The following is a 25,594-nucleotide window of genomic DNA, read 5'->3' on the forward strand; positions in this document are numbered from 1 at the left end:
ATTTATAATCACTCTTTATTACATCGGACCCTAACATTCCTTTCAACACTCCATTATATCGGATTTTAGAGAGTTTTTCAATTGCTTACACAAGAAAAAGCAGGTCAAGATACTAGACCTGCTCTTCAGATTCTTTTGTTCAATATTTATTTTGTATCGCTAGTTACAATCTCTTCAAAATTTAATTTTTTCTAGAGCAATTTTCTTTTGCCAACGTTTTTTAAACAAGATATCAAAAAGTACTAGGGCTGCAGATAGAATGATTGAAACCAGAAGATACTTTATCCATATAGGGGCATTTGGAATAAACGGCGTCGTATTCAAGAGTCCGTAATTCCCACCTGTTACTTGATTGACCCCAACTAAGAAAAGGTTGAGAATAAAAGTGTAGGCGATAATTCGATACTTTTTAAGTAGGCTTTTATCGTAGTGATTCATGAGATAAACCAGGGAATTGACCAAGAGGGCATAATGGCCAATCAGGAAAGAAAAGCTGGTAATATGCGGGAAATCATAGGGGTCAAAAACAGGATAGCCTAAAGCAAACACTGCCCCGCTGGCTCCCATAAGGGCAAAATACTGCTTGGTTTTCCATTTATCTGGTAAGAATACAACCGCGAACATGGCCAAACGACAATGGTAAAGAGGCAGGCTGTTCGAAAACGGAATCCCAAATCCAATATACCAAGTATAGAGCGCTAGCAGTTGCGCTATTTGAATCCACTTAAACAATCGAACAAATTTGGGATTTTTGTAGTAAGTAAGAGAAGCATAAATAGACAAGGCAAGAAGGCCTATCATGACACCGTACCAAAAAATCGGGATAGGCGGTGGCGTCGTTTGGGTTCTTGTAATAAAATGATGCATAAAGTCTCCTTAAGGTAACGAATTCAGTTGTATATTAACTATTCTTATGTTTATATTTAACAAGTTGATTGATAAGGATGAGAATACCTGTCATCAAACTGGTTACTATCAAATAGTTAAGCAAACTACCATGATCTCCAATCACAGGTGGCTTGCTCATAAAGCCATAATTTCCTCCTGTCAAGAGGTTGGCAAGAAAGATAATGGCATTAACCCCAAAAGTCATCTGGCATATTTTCCAAGTATCCCCTTTTTCAACTTTATAATATCTAACAAGATAAATCAAGCAGTTAGCCAAGAGGGCCCAGTGTCCGAAAACATTGTTCACAGACGAAACATGAGGGAAAGGAAAAGGATAAAAGACTGGATAAACCAAAGCCATGATAGAACCAAAAACTCCCACTAAGGCAAAATATTGCTTGAAAAAGGTCTTATTAGGGGCAAAAAGAATCATCCACATAGCCATGCGACTATGGTAAAAAGGGAGAGCCTCAGATAGGGGCAGACGTGCAGCAATATACCAAGCGTTGATAATGAGCAACTGAATCAATTGTCCCCAATACCAAAAGTTTCTGTAACCTTTAGATGATGCGAAACGAATCGATAAAACAGCTATAATTACCAAAGAAGTAGGTAATAAAAAGTACCAGGCTCCCAAATGAGGAGGAACTGTCTTTTTACTGGTAAAAAGCAACTCCCAAATTGTCATATGTCATCCTTAAAGTGTTCTAGTTGAGTCAATTCTACATCCTTTTTAGCAACTAGAAACGACTGTTATTCTTTTTTCTAATTTCAACCATTATATCGAAATAAAAAGTATTTTTCAATTTCTGTTTCTTTTTAGCTTGGCTTGCCTTATTTATAGGAAAATATGGTAAAATAGAACAGATAAAGAATCATCATTTCACGAAAGGATATCCGATGAAAATTACGCAAGAAGAGGTAACTCACGTTGCCAATCTTTCAAAATTAAAATTCTCAGAAGAAGACACTGCTGCATTTGCGACAACACTCTCAAAAATTGTTGATATGGTCGAATTGCTCAGTGAAGTCGACACTACTGGTGTTGCACCTACTACAACGATGGCTGACCGTAAAACTGTTCTCCGACCTGATGTGGCCGAAGAAGGAACAGACCGTGACCGCTTGTTTAAAAATGTACCTGAAAAAGATAACTACTATATCAAGGTGCCAGCTATCCTAGATGATGGAGGAGACGCCTAATGACTTTTAACAATAAAACGATTGAAGAGTTGCACAATCTCCTTGTTTCTAAGGAAATTTCAGCAACTGAACTAACACAAGCAACTCTTGAAGATATCAAGGCGCGTGAAGAGGTTATCAATGCCTTCGTTACGATTGCTGAAGACCAAGCTCTTGCTCAAGCTAAAGCTATCGACGAGGCTGGAATCGACGCTGACAATGTCCTTTCAGGAATTCCACTAGCCGTTAAGGATAATATCTCTACAGACGGCATTCTGACAACTGCAGCGTCAAAAATGCTTTATAACTACGAGCCAATCTTTGATGCAACAGCAGTTGCCAATGCAAAATCTAAGGGTATGATTGTTGTCGGAAAAACTAATATGGACGAGTTTGCCATGGGTGGTTCTGGTGAAACATCATACTACGGTGCAACTAAAAACGCTTGGGACCACAGTAAGGTTCCCGGTGGTTCATCTAGCGGTTCTGCTACTTCTGTAGCTTCAGGACAAGTCCGTTTGTCACTTGGGTCTGATACTGGTGGTTCTATCCGCCAACCAGCTGCCTTCAACGGAATCGTTGGTCTCAAACCAACCTACGGAACAGTTTCACGTTTTGGTCTGATTGCCTTTGGTAGCTCGCTAGACCAGATTGGTCCTTTTGCTCCAACCGTTAAGGAAAACGCCCTATTGCTCAATGCTATAGCTAGCGAAGATGCCAAAGACTCTACTTCTGCACCTGTTCGTGTAGCAGACTTTACTTCTAAGATTGGTCAAGACATCAAAGGTATGAAGATCGCCCTTCCTAAGGAATACCTTGGTGAAGGTATTGATCCAGAAGTTAAAGAAACCATCCTTAATGCAGCTAAACACTTTGAAAAACTTGGTGCTATCGTGGAAGAAGTTAGCCTTCCACACTCAAAATACGGGGTGGCAGTTTACTACATCATCGCTTCATCAGAAGCATCATCAAACTTGCAACGTTTTGATGGTATCCGCTATGGTTTCCGTGCTGAAGATGCTAAGAACTTGGATGAGATTTACGTTAACACTCGTAGCCAAGGATTTGGTGATGAGGTCAAACGTCGTATCATGCTTGGTACTTTCAGTCTTTCATCAGGTTACTACGATGCCTACTACAAGAAAGCTGGTCAAGTTCGTACCCTTATTATCCAAGATTTCGAAAAAGTATTTGCAGATTACGACCTCATCCTTGGTCCAACAGCTCCAAGCGTGGCCTTTGACTTGGATTCGCTCAACCACGATCCAGTTGCTATGTACTTGGCAGACTTGTTGACCATCCCAGTCAACTTGGCTGGTCTACCAGGAATTTCGATTCCCGCAGGATTTGCTCAAGGTCTACCAGTAGGTTTGCAATTGATTGGTCCTAAATACTCAGAAGAGACTATTTATCAAGTTGCTGCTGCTTTTGAAGCAACAACAGACTACCACAAACAACAACCCGTGATTTTTGGAGGTGATAACTAATGAACTTTGAAACAGTCATTGGACTTGAAGTCCACGTAGAGCTCAACACCAATTCAAAAATCTTCTCACCTACTTCTGCCCACTTTGGAAATGACCAAAATGCCAACACCAACGTGATTGACTGGTCTTTCCCAGGTGTTCTCCCAGTTCTCAATAAAGGTGTTGTTGATGCCGGTATCAAGGCCGCTCTTGCCCTCAATATGGACATCCACAAGAAAATGCACTTTGACCGTAAGAACTACTTCTATCCAGATAATCCTAAAGCCTATCAAATTTCTCAATTTGATGAGCCAATCGGTTACAATGGTTGGATTGAAGTAGAACTTGAGGATGGTACAACTAAGAAAATCGGTATCGAACGTGCCCACTTGGAAGAAGATGCCGGTAAGAACACCCACGGAACAGATGGTTTCTCTTATGTTGACCTCAACCGTCAAGGGGTGCCATTGATTGAGATTGTATCTGAAGCCGACATGCGCTCACCAGAAGAAGCCTACGCTTATCTAACAGCCCTGAAGGAAGTTATCCAATATGCTGGTATTTCCGACGTTAAGATGGAAGAAGGTTCCATGCGTGTAGATGCTAACATTTCCCTTCGTCCTTATGGTCAAGAGAAATTTGGTACCAAGACTGAGTTGAAAAACTTGAACTCCTTCTCAAATGTCCGCAAGGGTCTTGAGTACGAAGTGCAACGTCAGGCTGAAATTCTTCGCTCAGGTGGTCAAATTCGCCAAGAAACACGTCGTTACGATGAAGCGAACAAGGCAACTATCCTCATGCGTGTTAAAGAAGGTGCTGCAGACTATCGCTACTTCCCAGAACCAGACCTACCACTCTTTGAAATCTCAGATGAGTGGATCGAGGAAATGCGCACTGAATTGCCAGAGTTTCCAAAAGAGCGCCGTGCTCGCTATGTCTCTCAACTCGGATTATCAGACTACGATGCTAGTCAGTTGACTGCCAATAAAGTCACTTCTGACTTCTTTGAAAAAGCTGTCGCCCTCGGTGGTGATGCCAAACAAGTTTCTAACTGGCTCCAAGGTGAAGTGGCACAATTCTTGAATGCTGAAGGCAAGACACTAGAACAAATCGCATTGACACCTGAAAACTTGGTGGAAATGATTGCCATCATCGAAGACGGCACTATTTCATCTAAGATTGCCAAGAAAGTATTCGTTCACCTTGCTAAAAACGGTGGCGGTGCTCGTGAATACGTGGAAAAAGCTGGTTTGGTTCAAATCTCAGATCCTGAAGTCTTGATTCCAATTATCCACCAAGTCTTTGCGGATAATGAAGCAGCTGTTGCCGACTTCAAGTCAGGAAAACGTAACGCTGATAAAGCCTTCACCGGCTTCCTCATGAAGGCAACCAAAGGACAAGCCAACCCACAAGTTGCCCTTAAACTGCTTGCCCAAGAATTGGCTAAGTTGAAAAATGATTAATCAATAAATCTAAATATAACTGTCACAAGCTGATATAAAATTCTAGCTTGCTGCCTTGCACTCTGTACTCACATAGTTAGGAGACATATGAAAAAGTTATATACTCTTATCGCTACCTTCTTGCTTCTTCTATTTGTGACACCTCTACAATCAATCGATGCGGGTGTTGGACATTCTCGAAGTGGTAGCTCTAGCCGTAGCAGTTCACGAAGTAGTAGTTCTAGTCGCAGTAGTTCACGAAGTAGTAGTTCTAGTCGTTCAAGTGGTAGTTCTTCTTCTAGAAGCAGCTATCGTTCTGGCGGTAGTTACTCAAGTTCAGGTGGATCTTTAGGTACCGGGATGACTATTCTTATCATGTTTGGTGTCGGGGCTTTCCTACTCTTCATGCTCATCAAGTACCTTAACGATCAGAACACTCCATCTGAAACACCGTATAGAAGACATACTACTAACTACGAACCAGAGCCAATTAGCCATCGTAGAGTTGAAAATAATAACCAAGCTATCGACCGACTCAGATACTACGATCCAAACTTTGATGCGGATGCTTTCACTACATGGGTTAGAGAAGTCTACATCCAGTTACAATCAGCTTGGACTAAAAAAGATTGGAATTTGGTGCGCTCACTTGAAAGTGCTAGCCTCTATACTCAACACAGTGCTCAACTGGAAGAACATATTCAGGCACAAACAACAAATGTCTTGGAACGAGTTTATGTTGATAATGTACGAATCAAAGATTTCAAGAGTAATCCAGATGGAAATGATACTTTAGTGGTTATCCTTTCATCTACTTTGAGAGACTATGTCATCGACGACAAGACTCGTAAGGTTATCGAAGGAGATCCTAAACAAGATCTATTTACAGTTTATCAAATGAACTTCATCCGCAAACATGGTAGCCAAACTGAAAACAATGTTCAAGATGAAGCTGTTAGCGACCACTGTCCAAACTGTGGTGCTCCACTTAAAATCTCAGCTATTAGCCAATGTGAATACTGCGGAGCTGAGCTCACACGTAGTCCAAATCAATGGGTTCTTGATACCTATGAAGTTGTGGATGAAGACGAACTTTATAATTAGGAGGAAATTATGGGATTTATCCGTGCTGCCCTTTCAGCTGGGCTAAATAGTTTTAATGATAGCAAATTCAAGGAAGCCGTTGTACTTCCAGACCAAGTCTCTGCAGACGTCATGGCCATCAAGGGACAATTGCTTACAAAAGATCCTGACGGTGGTTCAAGACAAAGCAATCAAAATACAGGACTATTAACAGACGGTTCTGTTGTCATTGTCCCTCAAGGATATGTTGCTGTTCTTGTCAATAATGGTACCTTCCTAGGGGATGTACTTGAAGCTGGAAGCCATGAATGGCGTGCAGGTGATAACGCTTGGCTCCTTGAAAAAGGTGGAATCAAGGGTACTTGGGAAAACTTCAAAAACCGCTTCTCTTTTGGTGGACAAGTTATTACTCGACAAGAAATCATCTTTATCCGTATGCAACCAATCGCAGGGAATAAATTTGGTACCCAAAATGCTGTAGAGTATTTCAGTGAACGTTACCAACAAATGCTCAATATCCGTTTTTACGGTTTGTTTGACATCAAAGTTGCGGATCCAGTTCTTTTCTATGTTAGCTCTATCAGTCAACAAATTGAGGAACATAAACCATTTACACTCCAAGATATTGCTCAAGGAACACTTCGACAAAATATCTCTCCTAAAATCGCAATTGCTATCGCTAAGTATACCAATGAAAACAGAGTTGATATCTATAGCCTCAATGCCAACCAAGATACTTTCAATGAACTTGCTAAACAAGAAGTCAACAAGGTATGGACAGGACTTTACGGTATTGAAGCAACCAATATCCTTCTTGAGGATTTGAGCTACGACCAAGAAAGCATGGAGATTGTACGTAAACTTGACAGCGAACTCGTTGCTATGAAATACAATACCATCGAGATTGAAGAACGTCGTGCTCGTAACGAAGCTCTTATTGCTGCAGCTAATAACGAAGGTAATGGCAATGGTATGAATATGATTATGGGAATGAACCTAGGGCAAACACTTGGTGGTCAATTAAACCAACAAGCTCAACCTGTTAGCCCAAATCAAACTGTTCCCCCAGTACAACCTGCTGATCCAAACCAAGTTGTTAATCCGGTACAAACTTCAAGTCCTGAGCAAGTTGCTACTCCTGAACAACCAACTAATAAAAACTTCTACATCGAAGTCGATGGCAAGTACGTATTAGTAACCAAAGATGAAGAAGGAAACATCGTTCCTGTCAATTAATCTCACTTCCCTGATATTTGAGAAATCTTACGACTTATGATACAATAAAGAGTAAATTATTTTATTAAAGAGGTAAAAACATGATTGAAGCAAGTAAATTAAAGGCTGGTATGACCTTTGAAACAGCTGACGGAAAATTAATCCGCGTTTTGGAAGCTAGCCACCACAAACCAGGTAAAGGAAACACTATCATGCGTATGAAATTGCGTGATGTCCGTACTGGTTCAACATTTGAAACTAGCTACCGCCCAGAGGAAAAATTTGAACAAGCGATTATCGAAACTGTGCCAGCACAATACTTGTACAAAATGGATGATACAGCTTATTTCATGAACACTGAAACTTACGACCAATACGAAATTCCTGTTGTAAATGTTGAAAACGAATTGCTTTACATCCTTGAAAATTCTGAAGTTAAAATTCAATTTTACGGAACTGAAGTAATCGGTGTAACAGTACCTACAACTGTTGAATTGACAGTTGCTGAAACTCAACCATCTATTAAAGGTGCTACTGTTACTGGTTCTGGTAAACCAGCTACAATGGAAACTGGACTTGTCGTTAACGTTCCAGACTTCATCGAAGCAGGACAAAAACTCGTTATTAACACTGCAGAAGGAACTTACGTTTCTCGTGCCTAATCTCTAGAAAGAGGTCATTCTATGGGAATTGAAGAACAATTAGGCGAAATCGTTATCGCCCCACGTGTACTTGAAAAAATCATTGCTATCGCTACAGCTAAAGTTGATGGTGTCCACTCTTTTTCAAACAAATCAGTATCTGACACCCTTTCAAAACTTTCACTTGGTCGTGGCGTCTATCTAAAAGAATCTGAAGAAGAGTTGACAGCTGATATCTATCTCTATCTAGAGTACGGTGTCAAAGTACCTAAGGTTGCAATGGCTATTCAAAAAGCTGTAAAAGATGCTGTTCGTAATATGGCTGACATCGAACTCTCAGCTGTAAACATTCACGTTGCTGGTATTGCACCAGATAAAACACCAAAACCACCATTGACAGATTTGTTTGATGAGGACTTCCTCAATGACTAATCCATTATTAGAATCCAGACGCGAACTAAGAAAATGTGCCTTCCAAGCACTGATGAGTCTTGAATATGGTTCTGATATTGAAACTGCTTGTCGCTTCGCTTATACTCATGATCGAGAAGACGACGAGGTAAAACTCCCTAGTTTCCTAATCGATCTTGTATCTGGTGTTCAAGCTCAAAAAGAGGAACTAGATAAACAAATCACTCAGCATTTAAAGGCTGGTTGGACGATTGACCGTCTAACCTTAGTAGAAAAGAATCTATTGCGTTTAGGAGTCTTCGAAATTACTTCTTTTGATACTCCTCAACTCGTAGCTGTGAATGAAGCTATTGAGCTTGCAAAAAGCTTTTCGGATCAAAAATCAGCTCGTTTCATTAACGGACTGCTCAGTCAATTCGTAACTGAAGAAAATTAAATAAAAAAAGTGTTTGATAGATATCAAACACTTTTTTATTTGTCTCCTCAAATTCTATCTAAAAAAACGATTATAGATTAAATTAGAAAGCAACAACCAGATGAAATCTGCATGAATAAGAAAGTTAATAAAACTATGGCACAGGATGGTGATTTTTAAATTCTTTGTCCAACGGTAGACTAAAGCAAAGAAAAGACCGAAAAAACTATAAACCAACAAACTGATGGGGTCGCGATGGGACAATACCAAATGACTGAGTCCAAATATAAGAGCTGATAAGATGACATCCAAGTAGTATTTGGACTTAGGGAAAAAGGTATTCATAAAATATCCTCTATGAACTATCTCCTCCAATATAGGCCCCAAAATGACAACGGAAATAAAAGAGAAGCAAGTCGTTAAAATAGTAGATTGCTCACTGAAGGATAGGACCGAAAGAAGGTCTTCAAAGATATAGTGATTATTAATGAAGCGACTAAACTGTAAGTAAAAAGCACTTAACAACTGACGGACAAAATAAGCAGCCACTAAACTAACTAAAAGGTAAAAGAATCTGGATTTCTTCGAGCCCTTTTTTTCAAAAATATAGAGCATTCTTTTCTTTTTTAGCCAATAGATAAATAGTCCTAAAAGAGCTAGTTGCTCTACTGCTACAATAATAGAATAGCCATCCATACCCCAGACAAACATCTTAGCCAGATAAAGACTACTGAAATCTAGTAGATAAATTGATAGGAATACCAGTAATGTATAGATTCCCAAATGACCTATTTTTTTCATACTCACTCCCAAAAAGCTTTGTTGACTTATTTTTATAGCACACGCATCCCTTGTTATATTAACAGATATTTTTACAAGAGTCAATTTTTCATTCTGAAATGTATTTTATAGAATCCAAAAAGCTAGAACTATATCTTAGTCCTAGCTTACTTTTTAGTATTTTCTAAAGCGTTGGTAACGTTCCTCAATGAGCTGCTCTAGTGGCAGTTTACCAAGTTCATCAAGTTCTGCTCGGAGTTGTTCTTTGACTTGCTTGATTAGATCTTTACTTGATAGACCTACCTCAGAGATAACCTTATCAACAATTTTCATATCTAGCAATTCAAAAGAAGTAATTTTCATCAACTCTGCAGCTTCCATGGCACGACTGCCATCCTTCCATAGAATAGACGCAAAGCCTTCAGGACTGAGAACTGCATAGATCGAGTTTTCTAACATCCAAACACGGTCAGCTACTGCAAGAGCTAAAGCCCCTCCTGAGCCACCTTCACCGATAATAATGGCAATAATTGGCACCTTAAGATCACTCATCTCCATGAGGTTACGGGCAATAGCTTCACCTTGGCCACGCTCTTCTGCTCCGACACCAGGATAGGCTCCAGCCGTGTTGATAAAAGTTACAACAGGACGGCCAAATTTTTCAGCCTGCTTCATCAAGCGAAGGGCTTTTCGATAACCTTCAGGATGAGGTTGTCCAAAGTTACGGTTAAGATTATCCTGTAAGCTTTTACCTTTTTGAATTCCAACAACAGTTACTGCTTGGTCTCCCAACCAACCGATACCACCAATAACAGCACCATCATCTCGGAAAGAGCGATCACCATGTAGCTCTACAAAGTCATCAAATATTCCTGTTGCGAAGTCCAAGGCAGTTAAGCGGGTTTGTTCACGTGCTTCTCTGACGATTTTTGCAATATTCATCAACAATCCCCCTTATGTAACCTTACTAATCGAGCAATCATATCTGGCAATTCTCTCCGTTTAACAATCGCATCCACAAATCCATGTTCTAACAAAAACTCTGCCTTCTGGAAATCCTCTGGCAAATCTTCCCTTACGGTATTTTCAATGACACGACGTCCAGCAAATCCTACCAAACTTTGAGGCTCTGCCAAGATAATATCCCCTTCCATAGCAAAGGAAGCTGTAACACCACCAGTTGTTGGATCAGTAAGGATTGTTAGGTAAAAGAGACCTGCATTGGAATGACGTTTGACTGCTACAGAGATTTTAGCCATCTGCATCAAACTCATGATTCCTTCTTGCATACGTGCTCCACCAGATGCTGTAAACAAGACGACTGGTAATTTTTCAGCTGTCGCGTATTCAAACAAACGAGTGATTTTTTCACCAACTACTGTTCCCATAGACGCCATGATAAAGTTAGAATCCATGATTCCAAGAGCAACTTTTTCGCCCTTAATCAAAGCAGTTCCTGTAACAACAGCCTCATCAAGACCTGTTTTTTCACGCATTGAGGCTAATTTTTTCTGGTAGCCTGGAAATTCCAATGGATCTTGCGTCTCAATTCCTGTGAACATCTCTAGGAAGCTTCCCATATCAATGGTTAAAGCAAGACGCTCTTGAGCTGAAATACGGAAGGTATAGCCACAGTGAGGACAAATACGGTCACTTCCCAAATCCTTTTGGTAAATGGTATGTTTACAACCTGGACATTTTGAGAAGAGTTCGTCTGGAACCTCAGGCTTGGCTTGGGGCTTTTCTCTAAGTGAACGATTGGGATTAATTCGTATATATTTATCTTTTTTACTAAATAGAGCCATACATCCCCCTTTTCAGTCTCATACTTTTTATATTATTCTTTTTCTTGATAGTGTGGTAAGAAAGTTTCCATCAAGAATGAAGTATCGTAGTCCCCTGCTATCACACGACGATCTGAAATCAAATCGAGTTGAAAATCAGCATTGGTGACGACCCCTTCAATTTCGAGTTCATAAAGAGCTCTTTGCATTTTCATGAGTGCATCAAAACGATTTTCACCATGAACAATAATTTTAGCAATCATACTATCATAGTATGGTGGAATGGTATACCCTGGATAAACTGCAGAGTCAACACGCAAGCCAACACCACCGCTTGGTAGATAAAGATTAGTAATCTTACCTGGGCTTGGTGCAAAATTAAAGGCTGGGTTTTCTGCGTTGATACGGCACTCAATAGCATGTCCTTTTAGAACAATGTCTTCTTGTTTCAGAGTCAAAGGTTGACCTGACGCAATACGGATTTGTTCCTTGACAATATCCACACCAGAAACAAATTCGGTTACTGGATGTTCTACTTGGACACGAGTATTCATTTCCATAAAGTAGAATTTACCAGTCGCTTCATCTAGCAGGAATTCAATGGTACCAGCATTCTCGTAACCAACAGACTCCGCTGCACGGACTGCTGCAGCACCTATTTCATTACGGAGTGTTTTCCCAATAGCAATCGAAGGACTTTCTTCTAAAACCTTTTGGTTATTCCGTTGAAGCGAACAGTCACGTTCACCAAGGTGAATCACATGTCCCATCTGGTCAGCAAGAATCTGTACCTCAATATGGCGAGCAGGATAAATCACACGCTCAAGGTACATAGCTCCATTACCAAAGTTGGCTTTGGCTTCACTAGAGGCTGTTTCAAAGGCTGACACAAGATCCTCTGCTTTTTCAACCTTACGAATTCCTTTACCACCACCTCCAGCTGAAGCTTTCAGCATAACTGGATAACCAATTTTTTCAGCAATAGCAAGAGCCTCTTCTGCTGTATGGACCTCTCCATCTGATCCTGGAATGACAGGCACCTTTGCCTTAATCATTTGAGCACGGGCGTTAATTTTATCTCCCATGACATCCATGACACGAGCTGATGGTCCGATAAATTTGATCCCAACTTCTTCACACATGGTTGCAAATTTGGAATTTTCACTTAAGAAACCAAATCCAGGGTGAATAGCTTCAGCTTCAGTCAAGACCGCAGCTGATAGGATGGCATTGATGTTCAGATAAGATTCTGTAGCCTTCCCAGGGCCGATACAGATAGCCTCATCAGCCAAAAGCGTGTGGAGAGCTTCCTTGTCAGCAGTCGAATAGACAGCGACTGTTGCAATTCCTAATTCTCGTGCCGCACGAATAATACGAACAGCAATTTCACCACGATTGGCAATTAAAATCTTACGAAACATGGAAAACCTCCCTAGTTTCCAATAGCAAAGGTCAGAGTACCGCTTGCTGCAAGCTTACCATCTACTTCTGCCTTCGCTTCTACTACGGCGATTGTGCCACGACGTTTGACAAAAGTTGCTGTCATGACAAGCTGATCACCAGGAACAACTTGTTTTTTAAATTTCACTTTGTCCATACCAGCATAGAAAACGAGCTTCCCTTTGTTCTCAGATTTTGATAATTCCAAAACACCCGCTGTTTGTGCCAAAGCTTCCATAATGAGGACCCCAGGCATAACTGGGTATTGAGGAAAATGACCATTGAAGAAAGGTTCGTTAATCGTTACATTTTTAATAGCAACAATGGTATCTTCACTTACTTCCAAAACACGATCCACTAAGAGCATAGGATAACGGTGTGGCAAAGCTTCTTTAATTCCTTGAATATCAATCATTTGATACGTACCAAGCCTTTCCCAAACTCAACCATTTCTTCATTTTCAACAAGAATTTCTGTTACAACACCGTCTTTAGGTGCTGGAATTTCATTCATAACTTTCATAGCTTCAATGATGACCAAGGTTTGGCCTTTTTTAACAGTATCACCGACTGAAACAAAATTAGGTTTGTCTGGTCCGGCAGCCAAGTAAGCAACTCCGACAAGTGGACTTTCTACAAGGTCCCCCTCAGCTACAGATTCACTAGCACTTGATTCTGAAACTGCTTCTACAACTTGTGTTGTAGTTGGAGCTTGTGGTGCAACTGTAGGTACAGCTGCTGGAACTACAGGTTGAGGTGCTGGACTTGTTTCTGCCACAAGTTTCGCTTCATTCTTACTGAAGACCAACTCGTCCGTTCCATTTTTATAAGAAAATTCTTTCAAGCTCGACTGGTCAAATTGTGCCATCAAGTCTTTGATTTCATTTAAATTCATTTTTACTTATTCTCCCAACGTTTGAAAGCAAGAACTGCGTTATGCCCACCAAATCCAAAAGTATTTGAAATAGCATAAGGAATTTCATGTTCCAAGCCTTGTCCATAAATAACGTTTGCTTCAATGTAGTCTGACAATTCTGTTGTTCCAGCTGTCATTGGAACATAGTTGTTACGGATTGCTTCAATTGTTGCAATAGCCTCAACTGCACCTGCTGCACCGAGCAAGTGGCCTGTAAATGACTTGGTTGAAGATACAGGTACTTCCTTACCAAGAACCGCTACGATAGCACCACTTTCTCCCTTTTCATTAGCAGGAGTTGATGTACCGTGAGCATTGACATAAGCTACTTGGTCTGGTGTGATTTCAGCTTCCTCCAAGGCAAGTTTGATAGCTTTAATAGCACCTTGGCCTTCTGGATGTGGTGAAGTCATATGGTAGGCATCACAAGTATTCCCGTAACCGACAACTTCAGCTAGGATAGTTGCACCGCGTTTTTCAGCATGTTCTAAGCTCTCAAGAACCAACATCCCTGAACCTTCACCCATGACAAATCCATTACGGTCTTTATCAAATGGAATAGAAGCACGAGTTGGATCCTCTGTTGTTGAAAGAGCTGTTAGGGCTTGGAAACCAGCGATTGCAAATGGAGTAATTGAAGATTCTGATCCACCAACTAACATGATATCTTGGAAACCAAATTTGATAGAACGGAAGGCGTCTCCGATCGCATCATTTGATGAAGCGCAAGCTGTGTTGATAGATTTACAGATACCATTAGCACCAAAGCGCATAGCTACATTTCCTGCAGCCATATTTGGCAAGGCTTTTGGAAGTGTTAATGGTTTAACACGTTTTGGCCCTTTTTCGTGAAGTCGAAGGACTTGGTCTTCGATTTCTCTGATTCCACCGATACCTGATGCAACGATGACACCAAAGCGGTCTTTATCAAGCGCTTCTACGTCAAGATTTGCATTGTTCACTGCTTCTTGAGCAGCATACAAGGCATACAAAGAATAATCATCGAAACGATTGGTATCTTTTTTTACAAAATATTTGTCAAAAGGAAAATCATTAATCTCTGCTGCATTATGAACGTCAAAAGCACTGTGATCAAACTTGGTGATTTCACCAATCCCAATCTTTCCATTCTTTAAACTGTTCCAAAATTCTTCTGGCGTATTCCCAATTGGAGATGTTAATCCATAACCTGTTACTACTACACGATTTAGTTTCATTTTCATACCTCTATTTTAACTCTTATTGCATGGTAAGTCCACCATCAATTGCAATGACTTGTCCCGTTAGATAATCTTGGCTTGCAAGAAAGGCTGTGACCTCTGCCACTTGCTCAGCTTGACCAAATTGTTTCATCGGAATTTGTGCCAACATGGCATCTTTTACCTTATCAGATAGGACTGCAGTCATATCTGATTCAATCATTCCTGGAGCAATGGCATTGACACGTACATTACGGTTGGCTACCTCACGTGCTACTGATTTGGTAAATCCAATTAGACCAGCCTTAGAAGCAGCGTAGTTTGCTTGACCGATATTTCCCATCAAACCAACGACACTGGACATATTGATAATGGCCCCTTCACGAGCTTTTATCATCTGCTTCAAGACTGCTTGCGTCATGTTGAAGGCTCCCGTTAGATTGACTTTCAAGACCTTCTCAAAATCATCTTCTGTCATCTTCAGCATGAGAGTGTCTTGAGTAATCCCAGCATTATTAACAAGGACGTCAACTGAACCTAGCCCTTCAATGGCTTGATCTACCATTCGTTTTGCATCCGTAAAGTCAGAAACATCACCAGAAATAGCAAGGACCTTCACCCCGTAAGGTTTAAATTCGTCTAGAAGCTCCTCGGAGATTTCACCACGACTATTCAAGACAACGTTGGCTCCCAAGCTGGCAAATTTATGAGCAATGGCAAGACCAATTCCTCGACTTGAGCCTGTAATAAAGACATTTTTCTGTTCTAGTTTCATTTTTCTCCTTTCAGAACTTCTACCATTTTGGTCTAATTTTCTAAGAGTGCTTGTAAACATGCTTGATCTTCCACATTTGTAAGTTGAGCAGTTTTATCAATCTTTTTGACGAATCCAGACAAGACTTTCCCAGGACCAATTTCGATAAAACGCGTCACACCAGCTTCTTGCATGACTGCAATGCTTTCATAGAAACGCACAGGTTCCTTAACTTGACGAGTCAAGAGTTCTGCAATTCGTTCTTTTCCCATGACTTTTGCTTCTGTATTACCAACAAGTGGACAAGCAAAGTCATTAAACTCAACATCTTCTAGGGCCTGAGCTAATTTTTGACTAGCAGATTCCAATAAAGCTGTATGGAAAGGTCCAGAAACATTTAGCGGAATTAAGCGTTTTGCTCCTGCTTCTTGCAAGAGTTCAACTGCTCTATCCACTGCAACCACCTCACCACCAATAACAATTTGACTTGGGGTATTGTAGTTAGCTGGAGTTACAACGCCAAGTTGAGAAGCTTCTTGACAAGCTTGTTCAATAACTTCAACTGAAGTATTGAGTACGGCTACCATTTTACCAGACCCTGCAGGTGCTGCTTCTTCCATATAAGCCCCACGTTTAGCAACTAGAGCCACCGCATCTTCAAAATCCAAGGCGCCACTAGCTACAAGGGCAGAATATTCACCAAGAGACAGGCCTGCCACTATATCTGGTTGGTAACCTTTCTCCTTTAGTAATCGGTAAATGGCAACGGATGTAGCCAAAATAGCTGGTTGTGTGTAACGAGTCTGATTTAGCTTCGTTTCATCGTTATCAATCAAGTCACGAAGATCATAACCTAAGACTTGGCTAGCTTGGTCGATTGTTTCCTTGACGATAGCATATTGGTCGTATAGTTCACGTCCCATTCCAAGGTACTGGGCTCCTTGACCTGCAAATAGAAAGGCTGTTTTAGTCATTTCTTGTAACTCCTGCCCAACGAGCGGCTTCTGTTTGAATTTTCTCAGCTGCACCATAGTAGATATCTTTTAAGATTTCTTCAACTGTTTCTTCTTTAGATACCAAACCTGCAATCTGGCCGGCCATTACTGAACCGCCATCTACATCACCATGGACAACAGCTTTAGCTAAGGCTCCAGCGCCCATTTGTTCAAAGATTTCTAAGTCTGGATTTTCTTGTTTAAAGGCATCTTTTTCAGCTTGCTCGAAATCACGAGTCAATTGATTTTTGATGGCACGAACTGCGTGACCAAAATGTTGTGCTGAAATAGTTGTATCAATATCACGAGCTTTTAAAATCTTAGCTTTGTAGTTTGGATGAGCATTTGATTCTTTAGCAACTACAAAACGAGTTCCTACTTGCACAGCTTCCGCACCAAGCATAAATCCAGCAGCAGCTCCCTCACCATCTGCAATACCACCTGCAGCGATAACAGGAATTGAAACAGCCGCTGCAACTTGACGAACCAAGGTCATGGTTGTTAATTTACCAATGTGTCCACCGGCTTCCATACCTTCACAAATGACAGCATCTGCACCGATTTTTTCCATACGTTTAGCCAAAGCTACGCTAGGAACTACAGGAATAACGGTGATTCCTGCTTCATGAAATCGCTCCATATATTTACTTGGGTTTCCTGCACCAGTTGTAACTACCTTAACCCCTTCTTCAATCACAAGGTCCACAATATCATCAACAAATGGAGACAAGAGCATGATATTGACACCAAAAGGCTTGTCTGTTAAAGATTTAATCTTATCGATGTTGGCTTTAACCACTTCTTTAGGTGCGTTTCCTCCACCAATGATACCGAGACCACCAGCTTTTGAAACAGCTCCAGCCAAATCGCCATCTGCTACCCAGGCCATTCCACCTTGGAAGATAGGATATTTAATATTTAATAGTTCAGTGATACGTGTTTTCATATTGCCTCCATAAGTCTTGCTTACGTAATAGTTCGACTTTATTATAATTTGACGGTCAAACTATTACCTAAACAAGAGGGAGCGGGTCTCCCCTACTCCTTCTTTATTTATTCTAATTATTTAGTTTGCTCTTCAACGTAAGCAACCAAGTCGCCAACTGTTTTCAAGTTGTCTTCAGCTTCGATTTGGATATCAAAAGCGTCTTCGATTTCTGAGATTACTTGGAACAAGTCCAATGAATCTGCATCCAAATCATCAAAAGTAGATTCAAGTGTTACTTCTGATGCATCTTTTCCAAGTTCTTCAACGATAATTTCTTGTACTTTTTCAAATACTGCCATGATAGACTCCTTTAAAATAAATAGTTTTTTATAACAATGTGATCACCACATGATTACCTAAATTGTAACAATAAGTGTGCCCCATGTCAAACCTCCACCGAAACCTGACAAGAGAATTTTTTGGCTACCATCCAAATGGATGAGCCCTTCTTCTACACACTCAGAAAGTAAAATCGGGATACTTGCCGCACTAGTATTTCCATACTTCATCATATTAGCAGGAAGCTTGTCACGATCGACACCGATTTTTTTAGCCATCTTATCTAAAATTCGAATATTCGCTTGATGAAGCAAGAGATAATCGAGTTCATCTGCTGATATTGGACTTTTTTCGATGGTCTGTTTAATAGATTTAGCCACGTCTCGAATTGCAAAGTCAAAAACTGCTCTCCCATCCATTTTCAAGAAAACATCTGGTTCTTCTTGAATCGAAAATGGTGAAATCAATCCTGTCTGTCCATAAGTGAGACACTCACCACGAGAACCATCGCTATTGAGACTTTCAGCTAAGAAATGTTTTTGGTCACTTGCCTCAAGTAGTACACCACCAGCTCCATCTCCGAACAAGACAGCTGTTGAGCGGTCAGACCAATCCAAAGATTTTGACATGGTCTCACTACCGATAACCAACCCCTTACGATATGTTCCTGAAGAAATGAACTTTTCTGCAGTCGATAGGGCAAAAACAAACCCACTACAAGCAGCTGTTAAATCATAGGCAAAAGCCTTATGAGCGCCAATCTTTGCCTGAACACGAGCTGCGGTTGAAGGCATCATCGAGTCAGGTGTCATAGTCGCTATAATGATGAAATCTAGCTCTTCAGCAGAAATCCCTGCCTTCTCTAGAAGTTGTCTTGCAACCTCTGTAGCCAAATCTCCTGTTGATTCTGTCTTGGAAATATGGCGTTCTTTAATCCCTGTCCGACTTGAGATCCATTCATCACTCGTATCCATGACCTGAGCCAAGTCTTCGTTAGTGATAATCTGCTCTGGAGCATAATGAGCGACCTGGCTTATTTTTGCAAAAGCCATTACTTCAAATCCTCCAAAAAGTGATAAAGATTCGTTAGCCCTTTACCCATAACACTCATTTCTTCAGGACTCATGCCCTCGATAATTCTTTCGACCATGGCCTTATGGAAACGTTTATGGAGACGATGTACGAGGCGACCTTTCTTTGTCAAATGCAGATGCACTACACGACGATCTTTATCTGAACGGATACGTTCGATGTATCCTTTTCGTTCCAAATTGTTTAAACTCGTTGTCACAGTCCCTAGAGTTACCATCAACTCTTTGGACACTTGACTTGGAGTCACTTCTGGATACTTACCGATAACATCAATCGTGTGCATTTCTTTGATAGAGATATCTTTGAAACGACTACCTCGCAAACTTACTTCCTCGATCACTAGGACGTTGTTAAAAATTGATGTTAAATAGTCATTGACTTGTTGGTAGTCCATTTCTCTTCCCTCCTTTATCAAAAAAAGTTTAATAATCAAAACATTTGACAAAAAAAGTATATCAAACTTCAAAGAATAGTGCAAGTATTTTTTATTTCCCGATAAATTTTGGACGTCTTCTTTCAGAATGTGCACGAACACCTTCTTTAAAATCTTCCGTATAGGATAGTGATTTTTGTAGTTCCAATTCAAGTTGAGCATATTCATGCCACTGCTTGAACTCACTTTCCCAAACAAGTTTCTTAATCGCAGCATAGGAATTTGAAGAACCACGTCTCAATTTTTTCAACAATTGTTCTCTAGTTTTCTCTAATTGTTCACCAGTACATAGACGATATAGAGCTCCTGCCTCCATTGCCTTTTCAGCGGTGAAAGCTTCTCCAGTCATAGCTAATTGAGTTGCTCTAGTTGCACCGAGCGATCTTGTCAGCAAGAATAAGCCACCCGCGTCAGGAGCCAATCCTACACCTACAAAAGCCTGGATAAATTTAGACTTGTCAGATGCGATACAGAAATCAACTGCCAAGGCCATATTGGCTGCAGCTCCAGCAACTGCTCCATCCACCTCCATGATAACAGGCTTAGGAATCTGTTTAATCTTATAAGAAATAGTATTGACCAATTCAGCAATTCGAGTTAAGGAATCAATATCATCCTCATCGACAGCACGTTTCATTTCAACTAAATCACCACCGACAGAAAACACCTTACCAGCAGCATTGATGAGAATAAATGAAACAGAATCGTCTTTTTCAGCTAATTCCAGTGCTTCTAAAATTTCTTCACACATAGGAATATGGAAACCATTTGCCACCTCGGGACGATTTAAAGTAATCACCGCTAAATCGTCTTGAACTTGAAAGATAATATGATTCATAGCCACTCCTTTAATTTAAAAAGCTGATTAAATTATTTTATCTTCAAAGTATATCTTTTTCTTTTTATTTATACAAGCAAAAATAGATTAAAAGTGTATCAGCCGATTTTTAAAGGGTATTTTCTATACTAAAAATAACGACGTTAAGCTAATCATGTCCAGACCTCTAATAAGATGTAGCCTTTCCTATTGCAGATTGAAAAAAGCCCTTCTTTCTGCTATAATCGTATAAAATACAAACTGAGGAGTTTTTATGAAGGTTGTAAAATTTGGAGGAAGTTCACTCGCCTCTGCAAGCCAATTGAAAAAGGTTTTAAACATTGTAAAAAGTGACCCTGAACGTCGTTTTGTAGTTGTGTCTGCACCAGGAAAGCGCGATGCTAAAGATACCAAGGTTACGGATGCTTTGATTAAATATTATCGTGATTATGTAGCAGGAAACGATATCAGTGCTAGTCAAAATTGGATTATCGATCGTTACGCTGCAATGGTTAGCGAACTAGGGCTTAAACCAGCTGTTTTAGAACGAATCTCTAAAAGCATCCGAACTCTCGCTACCCTTCCAATTGAAAACAATGAATTTCTTTACGATACCTTCCTTGCTGCAGGGGAAAATAACAACGCTAAACTCATTGCAGCTTACTTTAACCAAAATGGATTAGAAGCTCGCTATGTTCATCCGCGAGAGGCTGGTATTGTTGTTACAAGCGAACCTGGAAATGCTCGCATCATTCCTTCAAGTTATGATAAAATCGAAGAGCTCAATAATGGTACAGAAGTTCTAGTTATCCCAGGATTCTTTGGCGTGACCAAGGAAAATCAAATCTGTACCTTCTCTCGTGGTGGATCAGATATCACTGGTTCAATTATCGCAGCTGGAGTTAAAGCTGACCTTTATGAAAACTTTACTGATGTTGACGGAATTTTTGCTGCCCACCCTGGTATCATTCATAAGCCACATTCAATCCCTGAATTGACTTACCGTGAAATGCGGGAATTGGCCTATGCAGGTTTCTCTGTACTACATGACGAAGCACTCCTTCCAGCCTACCGTGGTAAAATTCCTCTCGTTATCAAAAATACCAATAATCCTGACCATCCAGGTACTCGCATTGTTTTGAAACACAGTAGTGATGAATTCCCAGTAGTGGGGATTGCTGGTGATTCTGGTTTTGTCAGCATCAATATGTCCAAGTACCTCATGAACCGCGAAGTTGGTTTTGGTCGTAAAGTACTTCAGATTCTAGAAGACCTGAATATTGGTTGGGAACACATGCCTACAGGTATCGATGACCTGTCTATCATCCTTCGTGAGCGCGAGCTTACACCAATCAAAGAGGAAGAAATCCTCCGTCAACTTGTTCAAAAAGCTGAAGTTGACCATGCTGAAATCGAACATGACCTGTCTATCATCATGATTGTTGGCGAAAAAATGAAGCGCCATATCGGGGTAACTGCTACAGCCACTCGTGCCTTATCTGAAAACAATATCAACATTCAAATGATGTCACAAGGTTCTAGTGAAGTTTCAATCATGTTCGTTGTCCACAAAGACCAAGAAAAAGCGGCTCTTAAGGCTCTCTACCAAGCATTTTTCGGTGAAAGTAAGGAAGACTAAACATGGCACAATCTCTCAACAAAGTCGTTGACTTACAAACTACTGGAACTTCTTACCTCTCTATACAAGGAAAAGTTGGAAAATTTCTGGTAGGAGACCAGGCCTTGGAGTTTTACTCGGATCGCAATATTGAAGATTATATTCAAATCCCATGGTCTAGCGTTAATCAAATTGGAGCCAATGTTTCAGGCCGTAAGGTTAGTCGTCATTTTGAAGTTTTTACAGACCAAGGAAAATTCCTCTTTGCCTCAAAAGACTCCGGAAAAATTCTTAAAATTGCTCGGGAAAAAATCGGAAATGAAAAGGTTGTGAAGCTTCCAACCTTACTCCAAATCATCGGTCGTAAAATCAAAAATTTATTTGCAAAAAAATAGAAAGTTTAGTATAATCATAGCAACGGATAAGTAGGTTATCCTCTTCTTCCAGAAAGTCTGCGGATGCTGCGAGCAGATAGGAGAGATAGGTGAAATTCTACCGTTGTTTTAAATCAAATACAGAATCAAGTGCACACCTGTGAAGTTGGATGGAACCGTGGCTCTGCCACTCCAACGCTTTGTCAGGTGTGCTTTTTTCATAAAGGAGTTTATATGCTAGATATCAAACGTATTCGTACAGACTTTGATGCTGTCGCAGAAAAATTGGCTACACGTGGTGTAGATGCTGCTATCTTGAACGAGATGAAAGAAATCGATGCTAAACGTCGTGACATCTTGGTTAAGGTTGAAACCCTCAAGGCAGAGCGTAACACGGTTTCTGCTGAAATTGCTCAAGCTAAGCGCAACAAAGAAAATGCCGATGATAAGATTGCTGCCATGCAAACCCTATCTGCCGAAGTCAAAGCACTCGATGCAGAATTAGCTGAAATCGATGCTAAATTGACAGAATTTACCACTACTCTTCCAAACATCCCAGCTGACAGTGTTCCTATTGGGGCAGACGAAGATGATAACGTAGAAGTTCGCCGTTGGGGAACTCCTCGTGAGTTTGACTTTGAACCAAAAGCCCACTGGGATCTCGGAGAAGACCTTGGTATTCTTGACTGGGAACGTGGTGGAAAAGTCACTGGAGCTCGTTTCCTCTTCTATAAAGGCCTCGGAGCTCGCTTGGAACGTGCCATCTACAACTTTATGCTAGATGAGCATGGTAAGGAAGGTTATACTGAAGTCATCACCCCTTACATGGTTAACCATGATTCTATGTTTGGTACTGGCCAATATCCAAAATTCAAGGAAGATACTTTTGAGATCAGCGATACCAACTATGTCCTCATTCCTACAGCTGAAGTACCTTTGACTAACTACTACCGTGATGAAATTCTTGACGGAAAAGACTTGCCAATCTACTTTACTGCTATGAGTCCATCATTCCGTTCTGAAGCTGGTTCTGCTGGTCGCGATACTCGCGGTTTGATTCGTTTGCACCAATTCCACAAGGTAGAAATGGTGAAATTTGCTAAACCTGAAGAATCATACGAAGAACTAGAAAAGATGACAGCTAATGCTGAAAACATCCTTCAAAAACTCAACTTGCCATACCGTGTCGTTGCTCTTTCTACAGGAGATATGGGCTTCTCAGCTGCCAAGACTTACGACTTGGAAGTTTGGATCCCAGCACAAAATACCTACCGCGAAATCTCAAGCTGTTCAAATACAGAAGATTTCCAAGCACGTCGTGCCCAAATCCGTTATCGTGATGAAGCCGATGGTAAGGTTAAACTTCTCCACACCTTGAATGGTTCTGGACTTGCTGTTGGACGTACCGTTGCTGCTATTCTTGAAAACTATCAAAACGAAGATGGTTCTGTTACTATTCCTGAAGTCCTTCGTCCATACATGGGTGGAGCTGAAGTCATCAAACCATAACAATTTCAGATAAAAAAGAGGCTGGGACAAAAGTCCTGGCCTTTCAATTGTCTTTAGATTGTCGTGCAAGACGCAGTGGTTGAGTGGGCTCTACTTCGCTGATTTCATCAGCTTTTACAGCCCTACTCAACTGTGCGGAGGTGAGACGACGAAATCGAATTCTAACGAATTACCGATTTCTGTCCCACTCTCTTTTTAAGTGATTCAAAAGAAACAGGTAGAAATCATGATTTCTACCTGTTTTTATTTATTAGTAACCACCCATCATTGAAGGATCCATAGTTGGTGCTGGTGCTACAGGTTCTGGTTTGTTGGCCACAACGGCTTCTGTTGTCAAGATAAGACTTGCAACTGAAGCTGCGTTTTGAAGGGCTGAACGGCTAACCTTAACAGGATCGATAATACCTGCTTCAATCATGTTGACCCATTCACCTGTTGCAGCGTTGAAGCCTGTACCAGCTTCTGCATTTTTCAAACGATCGATAACGATTGAACCTTCATAGCCTGCATTGTAGGCAATTTGGCGAACTGGTTCTTCCAAGGCACGAAGCACAATGCTACGTCCTGTTGCTTCATCACCTGTCAATTCTAAAGCTTCAACAGCTGGAATGACATTCACTAAGGCAGTACCACCACCTGCAACAATACCTTCTTCCACTGCTGCACGAGTAGCGTTAAGGGCATCTTCGATGCGGAGTTTCATTTCTTTCAATTCAGTTTCAGTTGCAGCACCGACCTTGATAACTGCTACTCCACCTGATAATTTAGCCAAGCGTTCTTGGAGTTTTTCACGGTCGAATTCTGAAGTTGTTGTTTCGATTTGAGACTTGATGACAGCTACACGGTTAGCAATCGCTTCAGGATTTCCTGCACCTTCAACAATGACTGTGCTATCTTTATCTACAGACACTTTAGCTGCTTGCCCTAAAGCTTCGATGGTAGCATCTTTCAACTCAAGTCCAAGATCTTCTGTGATAACAGTTCCACCTGTCAAGATTGCGATATCTTCAAGCATAGCTTTACGTCGGTCACCAAATCCTGGTGCCTTAACAGCAACTACGTTGAAAGTCCCACGAATCTTGTTCAAAACAAGGGTTGGCAGAGCTTCACCATCAACATCATCTGCAATAATCAAGAGCGGACGGCTACTTTGAAGAATACTTTCTAGAAGTGGCAAGATTTCTTGGATATTTGAAATTTTCTTGTCAGTGATTAAAATGTATGGATTTTCAAGGTCTGCAACCATTTTTTCATTGTCAGTGACCATGTACTGTGATAGATAACCACGGTCAAATTGCATTCCTTCTACGACTTCAAGTTCTGTTTCCATACCACGTGATTCTTCAATAGTGATAACTCCGTCTTTACCAACTTTTTCCATGGCTTCAGAGATGTATTCACCAACTTTTTCAGAACGAGATGATACTGCAGCGACCTGAGCGATAGCTTCTTTATTGGCTACTGGAATAGCATTGTTCTTCAAGGCTTCAACAGCTGCAGCGACCGCAGTTTCAATCCCACGGCGAATACCAATTGGATTTGCGCCAGCAGTAACGTTTTTGATTCCTTCACGAACGATAGCCTGAGTCAATACTGTTGCAGTAGTAGTCCCGTCACCAGCAATATCATTCGTCTTAGAAGCTACTTCTGATACCAATTTGGCACCCATATTTTCAAAGTGGTCTTCTAGTTCGATTTCTTTAGCGATTGTTACACCATCATTGGTAATCAATGGTGAACCGAATGATTTTTCAAGAACAACGTTACGACCTTTAGGTCCCAAGGTTACTTTAACAGTGTCAGCTAGGATATCAACACCGCGAACCATAGCTGAACGTGCATCAGATGAAAATTTAATGTCTTTTGCCATACTT

28 protein-coding genes are annotated in these 25,594 nt (G+C 40.7%); 11 read left to right on the forward strand and 17 right to left on the reverse strand.

Annotated elements, in window-relative coordinates:
• Positions 1 to 174: 174 nt before the first annotated feature.
• A complete protein-coding gene (locus tag O3643_RS03490; RefSeq protein ID WP_371499892.1) occupies positions 175 to 867 on the reverse strand; it encodes a TIGR02206 family membrane protein in 693 nt (230 codons plus the stop codon).
• A 34-nt stretch (positions 868 to 901) separates the two neighbouring features.
• A complete protein-coding gene (locus tag O3643_RS03495) occupies positions 902 to 1,576 on the reverse strand; it encodes a TIGR02206 family membrane protein (RefSeq protein WP_371499894.1) in 675 nt (224 codons plus the stop codon).
• A gap of 212 nt (positions 1,577 to 1,788) precedes the next feature.
• Here O3643_RS03495 and gatC point away from each other — a divergent pair, with 212 nt between their 5' ends.
• The 8 genes from gatC to nusB all read left to right on the forward strand — a co-directional run bounded on the left by gatC (position 1,789) and on the right by nusB (position 8,764).
• Entirely contained in the window at positions 1,789 to 2,091 is a 303-nt protein-coding gene (gene gatC / locus O3643_RS03500; protein WP_225750684.1) for an Asp-tRNA(Asn)/Glu-tRNA(Gln) amidotransferase subunit GatC, read from the forward strand.
• Positions 2,091 to 3,557, forward strand: a complete 1,467-nt coding sequence (gene gatA / locus O3643_RS03505) for an Asp-tRNA(Asn)/Glu-tRNA(Gln) amidotransferase subunit GatA (RefSeq protein WP_371499896.1) — start codon at positions 2,091 to 2,093, stop codon at positions 3,555 to 3,557. The genes gatC and gatA overlap by 1 nt, the downstream gene beginning before the upstream one ends.
• A complete protein-coding gene (gene gatB / locus O3643_RS03510) occupies positions 3,557 to 4,999 on the forward strand; it encodes an Asp-tRNA(Asn)/Glu-tRNA(Gln) amidotransferase subunit GatB (RefSeq protein WP_247912767.1) in 1,443 nt (480 codons plus the stop codon). Before gatA ends, gatB begins: the two co-directional genes overlap by 1 nt.
• 87 nt (positions 5,000 to 5,086) lie before the next feature.
• Complete coding sequence (locus tag O3643_RS03515; RefSeq protein ID WP_247912768.1) at positions 5,087 to 6,082, forward strand: zinc-ribbon domain-containing transport protein; 996 nt, start codon at positions 5,087 to 5,089, stop codon at positions 6,080 to 6,082.
• Between the two features lie 9 nt (positions 6,083 to 6,091).
• On the forward strand, positions 6,092 to 7,297 hold the full coding sequence (locus O3643_RS03520; protein ID WP_016466752.1) for an SPFH domain-containing protein: 1,206 nt from the start codon (positions 6,092 to 6,094) through the stop codon (positions 7,295 to 7,297).
• Between the two features lie 80 nt (positions 7,298 to 7,377).
• Positions 7,378 to 7,938, forward strand: coding sequence for an elongation factor P (gene efp / locus O3643_RS03525; RefSeq protein ID WP_004251910.1), 561 nt, complete (start codon positions 7,378 to 7,380; stop codon positions 7,936 to 7,938).
• Between the two features lie 21 nt (positions 7,939 to 7,959).
• Positions 7,960 to 8,349, forward strand: coding sequence for an Asp23/Gls24 family envelope stress response protein (locus O3643_RS03530; RefSeq protein WP_371499899.1), 390 nt, complete (start codon positions 7,960 to 7,962; stop codon positions 8,347 to 8,349).
• Positions 8,342 to 8,764, forward strand: coding sequence for a transcription antitermination factor NusB (nusB, locus tag O3643_RS03535; protein ID WP_016466755.1), 423 nt, complete (start codon positions 8,342 to 8,344; stop codon positions 8,762 to 8,764). The genes O3643_RS03530 and nusB overlap by 8 nt, the downstream gene beginning before the upstream one ends.
• Before the next feature lie 54 nt (positions 8,765 to 8,818).
• On the opposite strand, the gene O3643_RS03540 is transcribed toward nusB, so the two are convergent.
• The 14 genes from O3643_RS03540 to O3643_RS03605 form a co-directional block, all read right to left on the reverse strand.
• Positions 8,819 to 9,544 carry a lysostaphin resistance A-like protein gene (locus tag O3643_RS03540; RefSeq protein ID WP_371499901.1) on the reverse strand — a complete coding sequence of 242 codons (726 nt, stop codon included), beginning with the start codon at positions 9,542 to 9,544 and terminating at the stop codon, positions 8,819 to 8,821.
• A 153-nt stretch (positions 9,545 to 9,697) separates the two neighbouring features.
• On the reverse strand, positions 9,698 to 10,465 hold the full coding sequence (locus O3643_RS03545) for an acetyl-CoA carboxylase carboxyl transferase subunit alpha (protein ID WP_004251895.1): 768 nt from the start codon (positions 10,463 to 10,465) through the stop codon (positions 9,698 to 9,700).
• On the reverse strand, positions 10,465 to 11,328 hold the full coding sequence (gene accD, locus O3643_RS03550) for an acetyl-CoA carboxylase, carboxyltransferase subunit beta (RefSeq protein ID WP_371499904.1): 864 nt from the start codon (positions 11,326 to 11,328) through the stop codon (positions 10,465 to 10,467). Before accD ends, O3643_RS03545 begins: the two co-directional genes overlap by 1 nt.
• Positions 11,329 to 11,360: 32 nt before the next feature.
• Positions 11,361 to 12,728 carry an acetyl-CoA carboxylase biotin carboxylase subunit gene (gene accC / locus O3643_RS03555; protein WP_371499906.1) on the reverse strand — a complete coding sequence of 456 codons (1,368 nt, stop codon included), beginning with the start codon at positions 12,726 to 12,728 and terminating at the stop codon, positions 11,361 to 11,363.
• Positions 12,729 to 12,739: 11 nt separating this feature from the next.
• On the reverse strand, positions 12,740 to 13,162 hold the full coding sequence (gene fabZ / locus O3643_RS03560) for a 3-hydroxyacyl-ACP dehydratase FabZ (protein WP_000565518.1): 423 nt from the start codon (positions 13,160 to 13,162) through the stop codon (positions 12,740 to 12,742).
• A complete protein-coding gene (gene accB, locus O3643_RS03565) occupies positions 13,159 to 13,641 on the reverse strand; it encodes an acetyl-CoA carboxylase biotin carboxyl carrier protein (protein ID WP_371499908.1) in 483 nt (160 codons plus the stop codon). The genes fabZ and accB overlap by 4 nt, the downstream gene beginning before the upstream one ends.
• Before the next feature lie 2 nt (positions 13,642 to 13,643).
• Positions 13,644 to 14,879: a beta-ketoacyl-ACP synthase II gene (fabF, locus tag O3643_RS03570; protein WP_371499910.1), complete on the reverse strand. Its 1,236-nt coding sequence runs from the start codon at positions 14,877 to 14,879 to the stop codon at positions 13,644 to 13,646.
• Between the two features lie 22 nt (positions 14,880 to 14,901).
• A complete protein-coding gene (gene fabG / locus O3643_RS03575) occupies positions 14,902 to 15,636 on the reverse strand; it encodes a 3-oxoacyl-[acyl-carrier-protein] reductase (RefSeq protein WP_024054345.1) in 735 nt (244 codons plus the stop codon).
• Between the two features lie 32 nt (positions 15,637 to 15,668).
• On the reverse strand, positions 15,669 to 16,589 hold the full coding sequence (fabD, locus tag O3643_RS03580) for an ACP S-malonyltransferase (RefSeq protein WP_371499913.1): 921 nt from the start codon (positions 16,587 to 16,589) through the stop codon (positions 15,669 to 15,671).
• Positions 16,582 to 17,556 (reverse strand): enoyl-[acyl-carrier-protein] reductase FabK, encoded by a 975-nt coding sequence (fabK, locus tag O3643_RS03585; RefSeq protein WP_371499915.1) that lies wholly within the window; start codon positions 17,554 to 17,556, stop codon positions 16,582 to 16,584. Before fabK ends, fabD begins: the two co-directional genes overlap by 8 nt.
• Positions 17,557 to 17,672: 116 nt before the next feature.
• Complete coding sequence (locus tag O3643_RS03590) at positions 17,673 to 17,897, reverse strand: acyl carrier protein (protein WP_000257840.1); 225 nt, start codon at positions 17,895 to 17,897, stop codon at positions 17,673 to 17,675.
• Positions 17,898 to 17,954: 57 nt separating this feature from the next.
• Complete coding sequence (locus O3643_RS03595; protein WP_371499918.1) at positions 17,955 to 18,929, reverse strand: beta-ketoacyl-ACP synthase III; 975 nt, start codon at positions 18,927 to 18,929, stop codon at positions 17,955 to 17,957.
• Positions 18,929 to 19,363 carry a MarR family winged helix-turn-helix transcriptional regulator gene (locus O3643_RS03600; protein ID WP_070677052.1) on the reverse strand — a complete coding sequence of 145 codons (435 nt, stop codon included), beginning with the start codon at positions 19,361 to 19,363 and terminating at the stop codon, positions 18,929 to 18,931. The genes O3643_RS03595 and O3643_RS03600 overlap by 1 nt, the downstream gene beginning before the upstream one ends.
• A 91-nt stretch (positions 19,364 to 19,454) precedes the next feature.
• Positions 19,455 to 20,240 carry an enoyl-CoA hydratase gene (locus tag O3643_RS03605; protein WP_371499920.1) on the reverse strand — a complete coding sequence of 262 codons (786 nt, stop codon included), beginning with the start codon at positions 20,238 to 20,240 and terminating at the stop codon, positions 19,455 to 19,457.
• A 253-nt stretch (positions 20,241 to 20,493) separates the two neighbouring features.
• Between O3643_RS03605 and O3643_RS03610 the strand changes: the two genes are divergently transcribed.
• The 3 genes from O3643_RS03610 to serS all read left to right on the forward strand — a co-directional run bounded on the left by O3643_RS03610 (position 20,494) and on the right by serS (position 23,720).
• Entirely contained in the window at positions 20,494 to 21,858 is a 1,365-nt protein-coding gene (locus O3643_RS03610; protein WP_371499922.1) for an aspartate kinase, read from the forward strand.
• A 2-nt stretch (positions 21,859 to 21,860) separates the two neighbouring features.
• On the forward strand, positions 21,861 to 22,232 hold the full coding sequence (locus O3643_RS03615; protein ID WP_004251868.1) for a DUF956 family protein: 372 nt from the start codon (positions 21,861 to 21,863) through the stop codon (positions 22,230 to 22,232).
• Between the two features lie 213 nt (positions 22,233 to 22,445).
• On the forward strand, positions 22,446 to 23,720 hold the full coding sequence (serS, locus tag O3643_RS03620; RefSeq protein WP_036756896.1) for a serine--tRNA ligase: 1,275 nt from the start codon (positions 22,446 to 22,448) through the stop codon (positions 23,718 to 23,720).
• 250 nt (positions 23,721 to 23,970) lie between these two features.
• On the opposite strand, the gene groL is transcribed toward serS, so the two are convergent.
• Positions 23,971 to 25,590 carry a chaperonin GroEL gene (gene groL / locus O3643_RS03625; RefSeq protein WP_036756892.1) on the reverse strand — a complete coding sequence of 540 codons (1,620 nt, stop codon included), beginning with the start codon at positions 25,588 to 25,590 and terminating at the stop codon, positions 23,971 to 23,973.
• Positions 25,591 to 25,594: the final 4 nt, after the last annotated feature.

This window comes from Streptococcus sp. 20925_1_44, assembly GCF_041432435.1.
Taxonomy (GTDB): domain Bacteria; phylum Bacillota; class Bacilli; order Lactobacillales; family Streptococcaceae; genus Streptococcus; species Streptococcus infantis.